A 15,303-nucleotide genomic window follows, 5' to 3' on the forward strand; every position below is an offset into this window, starting at 1 on the left:
GCACCACCGAAAGGAGCCCCCGAGTGGGAGCCATCAAGGACACCACGGACGCCACCTTCGAGGCCGACGTCCTCAAGAACGACAAGCCGGTCCTGGTGGACTTCTGGGCGCCGTGGTGCGGCCCGTGTCGCGCCGTCGCCCCGATCCTCGAGGAGCTGGCCGAGCAGCACAAGGACAAGATCGAGGTCGTCAAGCTCAACACCGACGAGAACGTCCAGGTGAGCAGCCGCTACGGCATCACCGGCATCCCGACGCTCAACGTCTACGTGGGCGGCGAGGTCGTCAAGACCCTCGTCGGCGCCCTCCCCAAGCCCAAGCTGGTCCGCGAGCTCGCCGACTACCTGGGCTGAGCCGCCCCCCGGCACCTGCGGGTGTCCGGCGCCGGTGCACGACGACGTATGCCGGTCGCGTCCCCCTGTGGGACCGGCCGGCATCGTCATCCCCGGGGCGGCCCGTGTCGCGCGCGAGGTTGGTACCCGGCCCGCTCCGGACCTACTCTTGGTCGTCACCACCTGGGCCAGGGTTCGTCGTGACACGCTCCTGACCAGCGCAAACGTCCCGTCACGAGCACGTCACGAGGGCCCGGGCGCGGCTCGAACGCCGGCCCGTACCCGAGCACCCCGCACGCCCCCACCCGTCCCCGACCCGCCGCACGGAGGTCTCGTGTCCGACAGCAAGCAGGGCCTCCTGGGCCTCGGCAGCTCCGGCCCTGCCGTCGCCGACGTGCGGGCCCGGCTGGCCGCGCTGTCGCCGGCGCACCTGCCCGAGGGCATCGCTCCCCCCAGCCGGGGCGAGGACGTCTTCGACGAGGGCCTGCAGCGAGCGGTCCGTGCCTTCCAGCAGCACAAGGGGCTCATCGTCGACGGCGTCGTGGGCGTCGAGACCTTCTCCGCCCTCGACGGCGCCCGCTGGGTCCTCGGCGACCGCCTCCTCACGCACACCCCCGGGCACCTGCTCCGCGGGGAGGACGTCGCGGCGCTGCAGGAGCGGCTCAACACGCTGGGCTTCTCCGCCGGCAGGGTCGACGGCCGCTTCGGCCCCGACACCGAGCGTGCGGTGCGGGCCTTCCAGCGCGCCTACAGCCTTCCGGGTGACGGGTCCGTCGGCCCGGAGACCCTGCGCGCCTTCGAGGACCTGCGCCGGTCCGTCTCCGGCGGCTCGGCCACGGTGCTGCGCGAGCGCGAACGGGTCCGCCGTTCCGGGCACAGCCTCAGCGGCCGCACCGTGGTGCTCGACCCGGGCCACGGCGGCTCCAGCACCGGCGCCGTGGGCAACGGGCTCGTCGAGTCGGACCTCGTCATGGACCTCGCCCGGCGGATCGAGGGCCGGCTCACCGCCATCGGGGTGTCGGTGGTCTTCACGCGCACCGAGCACACCTGCCCCACCGAGGAGGAGCGGGCGGCCATCGCCAACGCCGCGGGTGCCGACGTGGTCCTGTCACTGCACTGCGACTCCCACGAGGCGCAGGATGCCAGCGGGGTGGCGACCTTCTTCTTCGGCCGTGACCGCACCACCGCCTGGTCGGCCGTGGGCGAGCAGCTGGCCGACCTGGTCCTGCGTGAGGTGGTCGCCCGTACCGGCCTGGCCAACTGCCGGGCGCACGGCAGGTCGTGGACGCTGCTCAAGCACACGACCATGCCGACAGTTCGGGTCGAGGCCGGCTACCTCTCCCACCCCGAGGACGCCGAGCGGCTCGCCGACCCGGCCTTCCGGGACGTCCTGGCCGAGGCGGTGCTGGTGAGCCTGCAGCGGCTGTACCTCGGCGACGACGACACCGCCACGACCGGCGTCCTGCGGCTCGGCGACCTGCGCGCCTACCTCGCCGCCCAGGGCTGACACCTCCCGGCCCGCAGCCCCTCCCCGGCCGTGCGGTGGCTGCCGCGCAAGGTCCGTGACAACGCTGTCCCTGACCGGCCGCGACACGCGCGAAGCGCCGGTGCAGAGGCTGGCGGCGACCTCGGTGCCGCCGATGTCAAGATGTGACGAAGCCCGAATCCCCCTGTCCAGCAAGGGAATTCGGGCTTCGTTGTTGCCAGAGAGCGTTCGGGTGCGCTCGCGCTCAACGAGCCTGGCGGCGCGGGTCGACGCCCAGGAGGTCGACGATCCGGTTGAGGTCCTCGACCGACGCGAACTCCACCGTCAGCTTGCCCTTGCGTTGGCCCAGGGCGATGTTGACGCGGGTGTCGAACCGGTCGGACAGCCGCGCCGCGAGGTCGTCGAGCTGCGGGTGGCGGCTGCCCGCGCGGGGGCGTCGCGGCTTGGCCTTGTCGCCGAGGTCCCCGCCGAGCGCCACGATCTCCTCCACGCTGCGCACGCTGAGGCCCTCGGCCACGATCCGCTGGGCGAGCCGTTCCATCGCGGCGCCGTCCTCGAGCGAGAGCAGCGCGCGGGCGTGGCCGGCGGACAGCACCCCCGCCGCCAGTCTGCGCGCGACCATGGGCGGCAGCTTGAGCAGCCGGAGGGTGTTGGAGATCTGCGGCCGGGACCGGCCGATCCGTCCGGCCAGCTCGTCGTGGGTGCAGCCGAAGTCCTCGAGCAGCTGGCTGTAGGCGGCCGCCTCCTCCAGCGGGTTGAGCTGGCTGCGGTGGAGGTTCTCGAGCAGGGCGTCCCGCAGGAGGTCGTCGTCCTCGGTCTCCTTGACGATGGCCGGGACCGTCTCCCTGCCCGCCTCGCGGGAGGCGCGCCAACGGCGCTCGCCCATGATGAGCTCGTAGCGCACACCGTCGGGGACGTCGCCGTCCTGACCAGGGGCGATGGGGCGGACCACCACCGGCTGGAGCACGCCGATCTCACGGATCGAGTGGACCAGCTCGGCCATGTCGTCCTCGTCGAAGACCGACCGCGGCTGCCGGGGGTTGGGCCGGATCTCGTCCAGCGGCACCTCCCCGTAGGACGCACCCGGAACCGGCGCCAGCCCCGAGGTGTCCTGTGCCGTGGCGGTCGCACCGCTCACGGAGTCGTCGGCCTCGCCGTCCGCAGGGGCCTGCGTCACGGGTGGGGCGTCCGGGGTCCCAGGTCCGTCTCCCGCCGGCGTCGTCGACTCGTGCCCGTCGGCCGCGCCGCCCTCCGCCGAAGCCTGCGCGGAGGTGTCGCCCGGCTCCGCAGCCGGGCGCTGGTCCGGGAAGAAGACGTCGACAGGGCGGCTCGTGGCGGGGCTCGCGGGGGCGTTGGGGATCAGGGCACCGAGGCCCCGGCCGAGCGCGCGGCGCTTCTCACTCATCAGCTCGTTCTCTCTCAGTCGTGCGCGGGAGCGCTGGTGGTCTGGCCGGCCCCGCGGTCGGCGAGCTCGGCTGCAGCCCCGAGGTAGGACAGGGCGCCGCTGGAGTTGGGGTCGTAGGTCATCACGGTCTGGCCGTGGCTGGGAGCCTCGGAGATCCGCACGCTGCGCGGCACCGTGTTGCGCAGGACCTGCTCCGGGAAGTGCGCCCGCACCTCCTCCGCCACCTGGGCGGACAGCCGCGTCCGGCCGTCGTACATCGTGAGCAGGATGGTGGACACGTGCAGGCTCGGGTTGAGGTGGCTGCGGATCAGCTCGATGTTCTTGAGCAGCTGGGACAACCCCTCCAGCGCGTAGTACTCGCACTGGATGGGGATGAACACCTCGTGCGCGGCCACGAACGCGTTGACGGTCAGCAGCCCCAGGCTGGGCGGGCAGTCGATGAGGACGTAGTCCGGGACGGCTCCCCCTGTCTCACGGACCTGCTCGAGGTAGGCGGCGATGGCCTTCTGCAGCCGCGTCTCGCGGGCGACGAGCGAGACGAGCTCGATCTCCGCACCGGCCAGGTCGATCGTGGCGGGGGCGCACCAGAGGCCGGGGATGTCGGGGCACTCCTGCACCACCTCGGCTACCGGGGTCCCCTCGACCAGGACGTCGTAGATGCTGATGACCTCGGAGTGGTGGTCGATGCCAAGGGCGGTGCTGGCGTTGCCCTGGGGGTCGATGTCGATGACGAGCACGGTGAGACCGGCCTGGGCGAGGGCTGCGGCGATGTTCACCGTCGTCGTCGTCTTGCCGACCCCACCCTTCTGGTTGGCCACCGTGAGGATCCGGGTCGTAGCCGGCTTGGGGAAGATCCGACCGGTCAGCGTGATCCGCTTCCGGGCGTCCTCGGCCACCTCGCGGGCCAGTGGGGTGTCATGGTCCACCTGGGGCAGGGAGGACACGAGTTCCGCGCGGTCGTCCGTTTCACGTGAAACAGAGACGGCGGCCAGCGCCTGACGGGCCGCCTCGGCACCGCCCACGTGGCCCACGGCGTCGGACGGCCCGGCCGGCCCCTCGTGCGAGGCGACCGGCTGGGGGTTCGCCTCCTCCGTGAGCGGAGTCCGTGCCGCCGAGGTCTGTGCCGCCAAGGTCTGTGCCGCCAAGGTCTGCCCCGTCGAGGTCTGAGCAGTGGATGGCTCGTCCGTCGGTCCCTGGGCCGTCAGGGGGGTGATCGGTGTCCGCGCGACCGGCACCACCGGAACGGACGCCTGCGGAGCCTCGGTCAGGGAAGTAGGGGAGGTCGACGCCCCGGTGCCATCGCGAGAGCCTGTTTCACGTGAAACCCCCTGCGGGGCGGACGTGGGTCGGATCACCCCATCCTCGCCGGGCCAACCCAGGGCTGCAGTGGAGCGCCCGCCCAGGGATGGCCAGCCGAGCCCGCGATCCAGTTGTCGTACTGCAGTGCTCACACCGTCTCCTCGCTGGCCATGGGCATCATCCAACCCTACGGCGGCGACACCTCACAACGCGGGAGGCGGTTAGGGGTACGCCCAGGCCACCCACCCCGATGCGAGGGTGACGCGCGCCTCGGGGACGGCGGCCAGCAAGGCCTCGGTCGCCCCGGTCTCGCTCAGGGTCGGCGATGCCGGGAACGCCCCGGGGCGGCACCGCGACCCTGCGTGGCCTCCAAGTCCACCGTGAGGCGCATGACGACCGTCTCGGGCTCGACCGTGCCCGAACCATAGGTCTCGATCCGCCCCGCGGTCATGCCGAGCCGGCGCAGCACCGGCTCCTGGGCTGCCAGCTCGTCGGCAGCCGAGGAGCCCTTGAGTGCGACGAGTTCGCCCCCGGGCTCGAGGAGCGGGAAGGTCCACCGGGCGAGCTTGTCGATCCGCGCCACGGCGCGCGCCGTGGCACACGGCACGCGCAGGATGCCGTGCAGCTCCTCGGCGCGCGCACGGGTGACGGTGACGTTGGTGAGCCCCAGCTGACGGACCGCGTCCTCCAGCCACGTGGTGCGTCGCAGCAGCGGCTCGACGAGGTGCAGGCGCAGGTCCGGGCGGACGATCGCCAGTGCCAGGCCGGGGAGCCCGGCCCCGGAGCCGACATCGGCGATGGCGGCGCCCTCGGGGAAGGCCTCATGGACGACGGCGCAGTTCAGGACGTGCCGCTCCCACAGGATGGGGACCTCGCGAGGACCGATGAGCCCGTGGGTGACACCGGTGTCGGCGAGGATCGCCGCGAAGCGTCGGGCCAGGTCCAGGCGCCCACCGAACAGCCGGGCCGCCGCGGGCGGGGGCTCGGGCGGTGCGGCGGGTGGCACCGGCGAGCCGTCGTCGCCAGCGGACGGACGCTCATCCGCACCGGCCGTGGCCGGCGGGCCCTCGGTGGTGCCGCTGGGGGGTTCAACCGGTGTGGGATGCGCGACGGGCGCGGCACCGGGGGCTCCGGTGCCGCGCCCGTCGTCGGCGCCGTGGTGGCTGGTCGTCATGCGCGCTGTTTCACGTGAAACGGCTCAGGAGGCACTGGGGCGGACGACGACGTGGCGTCGCGGCTCCACCCCGTCGGACTCCGAGAGCAGGCCGGCGGCCAGGACCTCGTCGTGGACCACCTTGCGCTCGAACGCGCTCATGGGGTCGAGCGCCACGGACTCGTTGCTGCTCCTCACCTCGGCGATGGCCTCCTGCGCGATCGCCACGAGCGCGGCCCGGCGCTCGGCACGGTGACCAGCCACGTCGAGCATCAGCCGGCTGCGCTCCCCGGTGGCGGACTGCACCGCGAGCCGGGTCAGCTCCTGCAGCGCGTCGAGCACCTTGCCGTCCGGTCCGACGAGGCGCCGCGGCACCCGGCCGTCCTCGGAGTCCACGATGGAGACCGAGGCGCGGTCCCCGTCGATGTCGACGTCGATGTCCCCGTCGAGGTCGGCGATGTCCAGGAGCGTCTCGAGGAAGTCGGCGGCCACCTCACCCTCGCGCTCGAGGTCGGCGTGGCCACCCGAACGGCTGCGACCCTCTGCGGCATCGGCGGGCGACGGCTGGCCGGGGGCCGCGGTCTCGTCGGTCAGGGTGTCGCCGAGCGCCTCGGACGTGGGGACGGTCGGGTCGGCGACGGTGTCGTGCTCGCTCATCGATATCACTCTCAGTTGTCGGTGTGGGGCTTGTTCTCGGCGACGGCCGAGGAGCCGGTGGCCCCGGAGGAGGTGGTCTTGGCAGAGCCCTTGGCGGGGGCGGGGGTGGCGCCCTTCGCGGCGGGGGCCTTCTTCTTCTTCTTGCGGCTGGGCTGCTGTCGCTGGCCGGAGACCGGCTTGGCCTCCTCGGCCGCCTCCTTGTCGAGTCCCTTGACGGTGAACTCCTCGTGCACCTTGCCGCGCTTGGCCTTGCGCTCGCGCAGCGCCTGTTCGGCGGGGGAGCCGGGGGCGGGCATGCGGCGGATCACGTAGAACTGCTGGCACATCGACCACACGTTGGTCGTGAGCCAGTAGAGCAGGACACCGATGGGGAAGTTGACACCCGAGATCGCGAAGAACAGCGGCATCACGTAGAGCAGGACCTTCTGCTGCCGCGCGAACGGGTTGTCCAGCGCGGACGCCGGCATGTTCTTGCGCATCAGCTGGTGCTGGGTGGTGAAGGTCGACAGCGACATCAGCACGATGAGGACGATGGTCACGACCTTGACCGTCACCGTGTCCGAACCCATGAACTTGTCGGACAGCTGCGCGCCGAAGAGGGTCGACTGCTCGGCCTGGCGGGCCAGGTCGCGCGTGATCGGGCCGATGGTCTCCTTGGTGCCGTTGGCCATGCCGGACAGGCCGTTGAGGACCCGGAAGAGGCCGAAGAAGAACGGCGACTGGAGCAGGATCGGCAGGCACGAGCTGAACGGGTTGGTCCCGGTCCGCTTGTACAGGTCCATGGTCTCCTGCGTCATCGCCTGACGGGAGTCCGGGTCGCTCTTGCCCTTGTACTTGGCCTGGATCTTCTGCATCTCGGGCTGGATGAGCTGCATCCGCCGCGAGGCGTGGATCTGCTTGACGAACAGCGGGATCATCGCCGCACGCATCACGACCACGAGGCCGATGATCGACATGACCCAGGCGAAGCCCGACGCCGGCGGGATCCCGATCAGGTCGAACAGACTGTGCCAGCCGTACAGGATCCAGGCGACGATCCACTCGAACGGGTAGACCAGGGAGCTGAAACTCATCGTGTCCTCAATCTGGTGATGGTCCCGGGTGGGGCCCACCGGTGGTCCGGTCCCCGGCGCTGGGCGGTGGGACCGGCAGGTCTGGTGTCCGTCGCCCTAGTGGGCGTGGGACGGGGTGGCCGGCTTCTCCGGGACGTGGTCCACCCCACCGGGCGTCCACGGGTGGCACCTGAGCAACCGCTTCAGGGCGAGCCAGGTTCCCTTGAGCGGCCCGAACCGCCGGATGGCAGTCAGGGCGTAGGCCGAGCACGAGGGGTAGTACCGGCACGTCGGCGGCCGCATGGGCGAGATCACCCGCTGGTAGACGACGATGAGACCGATGAGGGGGGCCGCGGCGACCCGCTGCACGGTCCGGCCGAGGTCACTCATGACCGACCGCCTACGAGCCTGGCGAGGACGCGTCCCAACAGGCGGTCGAGGTCGGCGCCGAGCTCACCCGATGTCACCTGTGCCGCACGGGGATTGGCGCGGACCACCACGTCGGTACCGGCAGGGATCGTGCCGACCCGGGCAGCCATGAGTGCCCGCAGGCGGCGCTTGGTGCGGTTGCGAACCACGGCCGTGCCCACAGCCTTGGAGACAACAAAACCGACCCGCGGCGGTTGTCCCGCGCGCGCGTCGGTCGTGTTGGCGTGGATCACCATCAGCGTGGAGCCGGCCCGGGCTCCCCTGGGGCCCCGGAGCGCCGTGGCGAAGTCCGAGCTCGCACGGAGCCGGTGCCCCGCCGGCAGCACCGGGTGAGCCTCAGGCGGAGAGCTCGGAGCGACCCTTGCGACGACGGGCCGAGAGGATGGCGCGCCCGGCGCGGGTGCGCATCCGCAGGCGGAAGCCGTGGGTCTTGGCGCGGCGGCGGTTGTTCGGCTGGAAAGTACGCTTGCTCACGAGATTCTCCGTTGCTGGTCAGGCCCGGCGGGCCTGATGAGTCGGGGTGGGGCGCCTGGTCGGCCGCAATCGGAAACCCGCCACGACGACCTGGTGGTGTCCCCACCGGGGGCGGGCGTCACGGGCATGCGAAAACGGCCGACAGGCCGCCTTCACGGTACGCGAGCGCGAGGCACAGGGTCAAACCAGCTCGGGCCGACCGCCGGGCCGTCCTCTACCAGCGCCGCACCTCGTCCCGGTGGCGACACGCCGACGCGCGGCCCGCGCAGACCCCACTCCACCGCCCATTTTCCCGGATCCGGTTGCTCCGCGTCCTCGAGACTTGTTAGCGTCGCCCCTTGTCCCACGTTCCCCACAGGTTGTGGACAAGTGTGTGGACAAGGCACCATGACCCTGCGACAAGGGCAGCACCGCACAGGCGTCGAAAGGGATGTGGACCTCGTGAACCAGGCCGGTCTGGACTATGCACAGATCTGGCAGAACACGATCACCACGCTCGATGCCGACGGCCTGCCGGTCCGCGAGCGGGCCTTCCTCAGCCTGGCGCGCCTCGCCGGCCTGCTCGACGGGACGGCGCTGGTCAAGGTCCCCAACGACTACACCAAGGACGTGCTCGAGCAGCGCATCCGCGACGCGGTCACCCGGGCCCTGTCCGAGCAGCTGGGGGCAGCCGTCCAGCTGGCGGTGACGGTCGACCCAGCCCTCGACACCGCGATCGACGACACCGTCGGGGTCGAGCACCACCTTCCACCGGCGGCCGACGGCTTCGAGGCTCCCGGGCAGCCGCTCACCCCGCCGACGACCCTGCCTGCCAGCCTCCCCGTGCCCCAGGCCGAGCCCCAGCGCCTGCCGCGCGCGGAGGTGCTGACGCCCGACGAGGCGGCGACCCGGCTCAACCCCAAGTACACGTTCGACACCTTCGTCATCGGCGCGAGCAACCGGTTCGCCCACGCGGCCGCCGTCGCGGTCGCCGAGGCGCCGGCCAAGGCGTACAACCCGCTCTTCGTCTACGGCGAGTCCGGGCTGGGCAAGACCCACCTGCTGCACGCGATCGGGCACTACGCGCGCAACCTCTACCCGCACGTCAAGGTGCGGTACGTGAACTCCGAGGAGTTCACCAACGACTTCATCAACAGCATCCGCGACGACAAGGCCGCCAACTTCCAGAAGCGGTACCGCGACGTCGACGTGCTGCTCATCGACGACATCCAGTTCCTCCAGGGCAAGGTGCAGACGCAGGAGGAGTTCTTCCACACCTTCAACACGCTGCACAACGCGAACAAGCAGGTCGTCATCACCAGCGACCTGCCGCCCAAGCTGCTCAGCGGCTTCGAGGAGCGGATGCGCAGCCGGTTCGAGTGGGGCCTGCTCACCGACGTCCAGCCGCCCGACCTCGAGACCCGCATCGCGATCCTGCGCAAGAAGGCCATCCAGGAGCGGATGAGCGCGCCGGACGAGGTGCTCGAGTTCATCGCCAGCCGGATCTCGACCAACATCCGCGAGCTCGAGGGCGCGCTGATCCGGGTCACCGCGTTCGCCAGCCTCAACCGGCAGAGCGTCGACATGGGCCTGGCCGAGATCGTGCTGCGCGACCTCATCCCCACCGAGCAGGGCAGCCAGATCACGAGCGCGACGATCATGGCCCAGACCGCCGCCTACTTCGGCCTGACCATCGAGGACCTCTGCGGCACGTCCCGCTCGCGCGTCCTGGTGACGGCGCGGCAGATCGCGATGTACCTGTGCCGCGAGCTCACCGACCTCTCGCTGCCGAAGATCGGCCAGCAGTTCGGCGGCCGCGACCACACCACCGTGATGCACGCGGACAAGAAGATCCGCCAGCTCATGGCCGAGCGTCGCGCGATCTACAACCAGGTCACCGAGCTCACCAACCGGATCAAGCAGCAGTCCCGCTGACCACCCCGGGCCCTCCGGGGACGCGTCGGACGGCGAGCGCGGACGGCGGGCCCGCACACCCGGGCGCACCCACCCGGCCAGTGACCTCCTCCACCCGACTGCCGGGCCGGAAACCCCTGCTGTCCACCGTTCTCCACAGCGTTGTCCACACCTGTGTCCACCCGTTCACCGCCCGGCAACCTCGGTCCGGACCCGGCCGGGACGGTGCTCAGGACGGTGGGGGCCGCCTCGTCGCGCAGCACGAAGTCCGGCACAACGGGACGAACCCCCCGTGGTCCACACCTGTGGACAAGTCTGTGGGTATGTGGGTGGGCCCCACGACCATCGTCCGAACGGACAGCCTTTCCCCCAGAGCCTGTGGACAACCGGTGGACAACCCGTGCACGGTTGGCGCGTCACTGGGGACCCGCGCATCCCGTGGTGTGGACGGCCTGTGGGCGCTCTCCGGTCGTCCACACCGCGCCACGGTTCATCCGCCGGCCGGTCCACCCGGCATACACACCCCGACTGGGGCGCTGACCTGCGAGGACGCGCGTCGTCCACAGTTCCCACAGCCCCTACAACGATGATGAGATCCCTCAACTCAGCAATCCCGCCCCGAGTACCAACCCCGACCCGCCCCGATCGAGGACGGCACAACGAAATCCACGGGAGCGGTGTGGGCACCGATTCCGCCGATCCGGGTTGGCCGCACCGCGAGCGCCCACTAGGGTCGGTGCGAATTCCATCGGTGGCACCTCTGCTCCTCGATGGTCACATCCAAGGCAGTGGGTCCGTGCGGTGGCCGGGCGTGAAGGGCGGTATGACGGTGAAGTTCCGGGTCGAACGTGAGGTCCTCGCCGACGCCGTGACCTGGGTGGCCCGCGGCCTCCCGGCCCGCCCGCCCGTCCCCGTGCTCGCCGGCGTGCTGATCGAGGCCGACGAGGAGGGGTCGCTGACCCTGTCGGCGTTCGACTACGAGGTCTCGGCCAAGGTCACCGTCCCGGCCGACGTCGCCGAGGGGGGAACCGTCCTGGTGCTCGGCCGCCTGCTCGCCGACATCTCCCGCAACCTGCCGGCCAAGCCGGTGGACGTCACCACCGACGGCAGCAAGGTCTCGGTGACGTGTGGCTCGAGCCGGTTCAGCCTCATGCAGATGCCGGCCGACGACTACCCCACCCTGCCGACCGCTCCGGAGCCCAGCGGCACGATCGCCGGCGACGTCTTCACCAAGGCGGTCGCCCAGGTGTCCGTGGCCGCCGACCGCGGCGACACCCTGCCGATCCTCACGGGCGTCCGTGTCGAGATCGACGGCTCCAAGGTCACCCTGCTCGCCACCGACCGCTACCGGCTCGCCATGCGCGAGCTGACCTGGAACCCCAACAGCACCGACGCCAGCCACCTCGCCCTCGTCCCGGCCCGCACGCTGTCGGAGACGGCCAAGGCGCTCGGGGCGTCCGGGTCGATCGAGATCGCGCTCGGCTCCTCCGCCGGCGGCGACGGCCTGGTCGGGTTCGAGGCCGGGCAGCGGCGCACGACCACGCGACTGCTCGACGGCGAGTACCCCAAGGTCACCTCGATCTTCCCGACCAGCGTCGACAGCGAGGCCGTGGTCTCCACCGGCGAGCTGGTCGAGGCGGTCAAGCGGGTGGCGCTCGTCGCCGAGCGGAACACCCCCGTCCGGCTGCGCTTCACCGACGGGCAGGTCACCATCGAGGCCGGCACCGGTGACGACGCCCAGGCCTCGGAAGCGGTGGAGGCGACGCTCACCGGTCCCGAGCTCGAGATCGCGTTCAACCCCCAGTTCCTGCTCGACGGCCTCGGTGCCGTGGGCACGCCGTTCAGCCGGCTGTCGTTCACCCAGCCGTCGCGGCCGGCGGTGCTCTCGGGCCAGGACGAGCTCGACGGCGAGGCCGACACCTCCTACCGCTACGTGCTCATGCCCGTCCGGTTCGCCAGCTGACCACCCTTCGCTGCGCGGGCCCGGTGCGCCGGGCGTAGCCTGAGCCACGCGTGACCCGGCCGCCGGTATGCCGCCAGGCCGGCTCCGCGGACACGGCGCCCACCCTGCACAGGACGGAAAGGCTTCACACATGCAGCTCGGTCTGATCGGTCTCGGCAAGATGGGCGGCAACATGCGCGAGCGGCTGCGCCGCGCCGGTCACGAGGTCGTCGGGTTCGACTTCAACCCCGACGTCTCCGACGTGAAGTCGCTCGCCGCGCTGGTCAAGGCCCTCGACGCCCCCCGCGTGGTCTGGGTGATGGTGCCGTCGGGCGACCCGACCCGCCAGACCGTGGCCAAGCTCGGCGACCTGCTCGAGAAGGGCGACCTGGTCATCGACGGCGGCAACAGCCGCTTCACCGACGACTTCGAGAACGAGAAGCTGCTCAAGGGCAAGGGAATCGGCTACCTCGACTGCGGCGTCTCCGGTGGCATCTGGGGCCTGGAGAACGGCTACGGCCTCATGGTCGGCGGCTCGGCGGCCAACGTGAAGAAGGCGATGCCGCTGTTCGACGCGCTGCGGCCGGAGGGCCCGCGCGAGGAGGGCTTCGTCCACGCGGGCAAGGTCGGGGCCGGGCACTACACGAAGATGGTCCACAACGGCATCGAGTACGGCCTGATGGCCGCCTACGCCGAGGGCTACGAGCTGCTCGAGGCCAAGGACATCGTCACCGACGTGCCCGGTGCCTTCAAGGCCTGGACCCGCGGCACGGTCGTCCGCTCCTGGCTGCTCGACCTGCTGGTCGACGCCCTGGAGAAGAACCCGCACCTCGAGGACGTCTCCGGCTACACCGTCGACTCCGGCGAGGGCCGGTGGACCGTCGAGGAGGCGATCGCCAACTCGGTGCCCATGCCGGTCATCTCGGCGTCGCTGTTCTCGCGGTTCGCCTCGCGCCAGCAGGAGTCGCCGACGATGCAGGCCGTGGCGGCCCTGCGTGGCGGGTTCGGCGGCCACCAGGTCATGAGCGTCGCCGAGGGCGAGAAGCTGCGCGCCGAGGGTGCCCCCAGGCACGAGAAGGAGGCCCAGGCCAAGGTCGCTCCCAAGGAGAAGCCGACCAGGAGCGCCGCCAAGGCCGCGGCCAAGGGGCGCAAGGCCGCCTCGGCCGGCCCCTCCTCCGGGACCGGCTCGACCGGTGGCTCCGGCGCGACCTCGGGCGCGACCTCGGGCTCGGGGTCGACCCGCAAGCGGGCGAAGTGACCGCTGCGCCCGCTGCCGGCTGATCGGCAGGGTCCGTGCACGTCCGTCACCTGACCGTCGCCGACTTCCGCAGCTACGCCGCGGCCGAGCTGCCGCTCGAGCCGGGGGTCACCACGCTGGTCGGCCTCAACGGCCAGGGCAAGACCAACCTCGTCGAGGCGATCGGCTACCTCGCCACGCTGTCGAGCCACCGGGTCGCGACCGACCAGCCGCTCGTGCGGTTCGGGGCCCAGCAGGCGGTGATCCGGGCCGCGGTCGTGCGCCAGGGTCGCGAGACGATGCTCGAGCTCGAGCTCAACCCGGGCCGCGCCAACCGCGCCCGGCTCGGCCGCTCCCCCGTCCCGCGACCGCGCGAGGTGCTCGGCACGCTGCGCACGGTCCTGTTCGCGCCGGAGGACCTGGCCCTGGTGAAGGGCGACCCGGCGGAGCGCCGCCGGTTCCTCGACGACCTGCTCGTCGCGCGGCAGCCGCGGTGGGCCGGCGTGCGCGGCGACTACGACAAGATCCTCAAGCAGCGCGGGGCCCTGCTGCGCTCGGCCCAACCGGTGCTGCGCCGCGGTGGTCGCCGCCGTCCGCCGCGACCGGGCGAGGAGTCCGAGTCCGACGCCCGCGCCTCGGCGCTGCACACCCTCGACGTGTGGAACGACCACCTCGCGACCGTCGGCTCCCAGCTGCTGTACGCCCGGCTGCGGCTCGTCCGCGACCTCGGCCCGTACCTGGGCAAGGCCTACGACGAGGTCAGCGCCGGCCAGTCCGACGCCCGCATCGCCTACAAGAGCTCGCTGCGCGAGGAGCCGGCGGCGCGCATCGCCGCCGGCGAGGTGCCCGAGGTCGAGGAGCTGCGCCGGGAGCTGCTCGCCACGCTGGAGGAGGTGCGCGAGCGCGAGGTCGAGCGCGGCGTCTCCCTGGTCGGCCCGCACCGCGACGACCTCGTCCTCACCCTCGGCGAGCTGCCGGCCAAGGGGTACGCCAGCCACGGCGAGTCCTGGTCCTTCGCGCTCGGGCTCAAGCTCGCGGCATACCAGCTGCTGCGGCACGACCTCGGGGAGGACCCGGTCCTCATCCTCGACGACGTCTTCGCCGAGCTCGACTCGGGCCGCCGCGAGCGGCTGGCCGCGATGGTGGCCGACTGCGAGCAGGTGCTCATCACCGCGGCCGTCGAGGCGGACGTGCCGGCCGGCCTGGCCGGCCGCTCGTATGCCGTGACGCTGGGTGAGGTGGTCCAGCGTGCCTGAGCTGCCGGGACCGCGGGACGAGTCGGCGGCGTCGGCGGCCGGACTGCCGGACGGACCGCCGGGCGGCCTCCCGAGCGACGGGCCGGTCGGCGACCCGGGTGCGGCAGACGAGCTGCCGGCAACCGGGGCGGAGCCCGAGGCGGAGGACGCCGCGGCCGCGGCCCTCCTGCGCGCTCGCGCAGCCGCCCGGGAGAAGGGCCTGCGGCCGGGGCTGAAGCCGATGCGCCGTCGGCGGCCCGGGGTCGACGGCAGCCGCGCCAATCGAGACGGGCGCGACCCGCTGCTGCTCGGCGACCAGATGGACCGGCTGCTCGTCGACCGCGGGTGGCAGGTCGACGTCGCGGTGGGCTCGGTCATGGGGCGGTGGCCACAGATCGTCGGGGACGAGGTGGCCCAGCACTGCACGCCGGTGACGTTCGAGGGTGGCGTGCTCACCGTGCGGGCCGACTCGACCGCCTGGACGGTGCAGCTCACCCTGCTCGAGTCGAGCATCATGGAGCGGATCGAGGCCGAGAGCGGCAAGGGCACCGTCAGCGCGCTCAAGATCGTCGGGCCGAGCGCACCGTCGTGGTCCCGCGGCCCCCGCCGTTCCCAGGGCCCCGGCCCCCGCGACACCTACGGCTGAGCCCGCCCCGGAGCCACTGGGCCCAGAGCGCCACGCTGGCGGCCCATGCTGAGGGCCCGGGGTGCA

15 protein-coding genes are annotated in these 15,303 nt (G+C 72.0%); 7 read left to right on the forward strand and 8 right to left on the reverse strand.

Features of this window, described 5'->3' with window-relative positions:
* Nucleotides 1-23: 23 nt before the first annotated feature.
* Nucleotides 24-350 carry a thioredoxin gene (gene trxA / locus ACYVDO_RS08600; protein WP_310152078.1) on the forward strand — a complete coding sequence of 109 codons (327 nt, stop codon included), beginning with the start codon at nt 24-26 and terminating at the stop codon, nt 348-350.
* A 313-nt stretch (nt 351-663) separates the two neighbouring features.
* Complete coding sequence (locus ACYVDO_RS08605) at nt 664-1,836, forward strand: N-acetylmuramoyl-L-alanine amidase (protein WP_460934770.1); 1,173 nt, start codon at nt 664-666, stop codon at nt 1,834-1,836.
* 223 nt (nt 1,837-2,059) lie between these two features.
* On the opposite strand, the gene ACYVDO_RS08610 is transcribed toward ACYVDO_RS08605, so the two are convergent.
* From ACYVDO_RS08610 to rpmH, 8 genes are all read right to left on the reverse strand, one after another.
* Nucleotides 2,060-3,220 carry a ParB/RepB/Spo0J family partition protein gene (locus ACYVDO_RS08610; RefSeq protein ID WP_460934772.1) on the reverse strand — a complete coding sequence of 387 codons (1,161 nt, stop codon included), beginning with the start codon at nt 3,218-3,220 and terminating at the stop codon, nt 2,060-2,062.
* Nucleotides 3,221-3,234: 14 nt separating this feature from the next.
* Nucleotides 3,235-4,146 (reverse strand): ParA family protein, encoded by a 912-nt coding sequence (locus ACYVDO_RS08615; RefSeq protein ID WP_460934774.1) that lies wholly within the window; start codon nt 4,144-4,146, stop codon nt 3,235-3,237.
* A 686-nt stretch (nt 4,147-4,832) separates the two neighbouring features.
* The gene (rsmG, locus tag ACYVDO_RS08620; protein ID WP_460934776.1) at nt 4,833-5,693 is read right to left on the reverse strand and encodes a 16S rRNA (guanine(527)-N(7))-methyltransferase RsmG; all 861 of its coding nucleotides are present in this window, start codon (nt 5,691-5,693) and stop codon (nt 4,833-4,835) included.
* Between the two features lie 24 nt (nt 5,694-5,717).
* Nucleotides 5,718-6,329 carry a Jag family protein gene (locus ACYVDO_RS08625; RefSeq protein WP_460934778.1) on the reverse strand — a complete coding sequence of 204 codons (612 nt, stop codon included), beginning with the start codon at nt 6,327-6,329 and terminating at the stop codon, nt 5,718-5,720.
* 11 nt (nt 6,330-6,340) lie between these two features.
* Entirely contained in the window at nt 6,341-7,402 is a 1,062-nt protein-coding gene (gene yidC / locus ACYVDO_RS08630; protein ID WP_460934780.1) for a membrane protein insertase YidC, read from the reverse strand.
* A gap of 96 nt (nt 7,403-7,498) precedes the next feature.
* Nucleotides 7,499-7,771, reverse strand: coding sequence for a membrane protein insertion efficiency factor YidD (yidD, locus tag ACYVDO_RS08635; RefSeq protein WP_460934782.1), 273 nt, complete (start codon nt 7,769-7,771; stop codon nt 7,499-7,501).
* Nucleotides 7,768-8,136 carry a ribonuclease P protein component gene (gene rnpA / locus ACYVDO_RS08640; protein ID WP_460934784.1) on the reverse strand — a complete coding sequence of 123 codons (369 nt, stop codon included), beginning with the start codon at nt 8,134-8,136 and terminating at the stop codon, nt 7,768-7,770. Before rnpA ends, yidD begins: the two co-directional genes overlap by 4 nt.
* A 10-nt stretch (nt 8,137-8,146) precedes the next feature.
* Entirely contained in the window at nt 8,147-8,284 is a 138-nt protein-coding gene (gene rpmH / locus ACYVDO_RS08645) for a 50S ribosomal protein L34 (RefSeq protein ID WP_106297453.1), read from the reverse strand.
* A 441-nt stretch (nt 8,285-8,725) separates the two neighbouring features.
* On the opposite strand from rpmH, the gene dnaA reads away from it, so the two are divergent.
* The 5 genes from dnaA (at nt 8,726) to ACYVDO_RS08670 (ending at nt 15,237) form a co-directional block, all read left to right on the forward strand.
* Nucleotides 8,726-10,198, forward strand: coding sequence for a chromosomal replication initiator protein DnaA (gene dnaA / locus ACYVDO_RS08650; protein ID WP_460935057.1), 1,473 nt, complete (start codon nt 8,726-8,728; stop codon nt 10,196-10,198).
* Between the two features lie 808 nt (nt 10,199-11,006).
* Nucleotides 11,007-12,140 (forward strand): DNA polymerase III subunit beta, encoded by a 1,134-nt coding sequence (dnaN, locus tag ACYVDO_RS08655; RefSeq protein ID WP_460935059.1) that lies wholly within the window; start codon nt 11,007-11,009, stop codon nt 12,138-12,140.
* Between the two features lie 130 nt (nt 12,141-12,270).
* Nucleotides 12,271-13,377, forward strand: a complete 1,107-nt coding sequence (gene gnd / locus ACYVDO_RS08660) for a phosphogluconate dehydrogenase (NAD(+)-dependent, decarboxylating) (RefSeq protein WP_460934786.1) — start codon at nt 12,271-12,273, stop codon at nt 13,375-13,377.
* A gap of 35 nt (nt 13,378-13,412) precedes the next feature.
* Nucleotides 13,413-14,612, forward strand: coding sequence for a DNA replication/repair protein RecF (recF, locus tag ACYVDO_RS08665; protein ID WP_460934788.1), 1,200 nt, complete (start codon nt 13,413-13,415; stop codon nt 14,610-14,612).
* Nucleotides 14,605-15,237 (forward strand): DciA family protein, encoded by a 633-nt coding sequence (locus ACYVDO_RS08670; RefSeq protein ID WP_460934790.1) that lies wholly within the window; start codon nt 14,605-14,607, stop codon nt 15,235-15,237. The genes recF and ACYVDO_RS08670 overlap by 8 nt, the downstream gene beginning before the upstream one ends.
* Nucleotides 15,238-15,303: the final 66 nt, after the last annotated feature.

This window comes from Phycicoccus ginsengisoli, from assembly GCF_054779295.1.

Excerpts from the sequence above, each read along its gene's own strand:
- ACYVDO_RS08625 (WP_460934778.1), bottom strand. The coding sequence starts at position 6,329 with ATGAGCGAGCACGACACCGTCGCCGACCCGACCGTCCCCACGTCCGAG.
- gnd (WP_460934786.1), top strand. The coding sequence starts at position 12,271 with ATGCAGCTCGGTCTGATCGGTCTCGGCAAGATGGGCGGCAACATGCGC.
- yidD (WP_460934782.1), bottom strand. The coding sequence starts at position 7,771 with ATGAGTGACCTCGGCCGGACCGTGCAGCGGGTCGCCGCGGCCCCCCTC.
- ACYVDO_RS08610 (WP_460934772.1), bottom strand. The coding sequence starts at position 3,220 with ATGAGTGAGAAGCGCCGCGCGCTCGGCCGGGGCCTCGGTGCCCTGATC.
- yidC (WP_460934780.1), bottom strand. The coding sequence starts at position 7,402 with ATGAGTTTCAGCTCCCTGGTCTACCCGTTCGAGTGGATCGTCGCCTGG.
- rsmG (WP_460934776.1), bottom strand. The coding sequence starts at position 5,693 with ATGACGACCAGCCACCACGGCGCCGACGACGGGCGCGGCACCGGAGCC.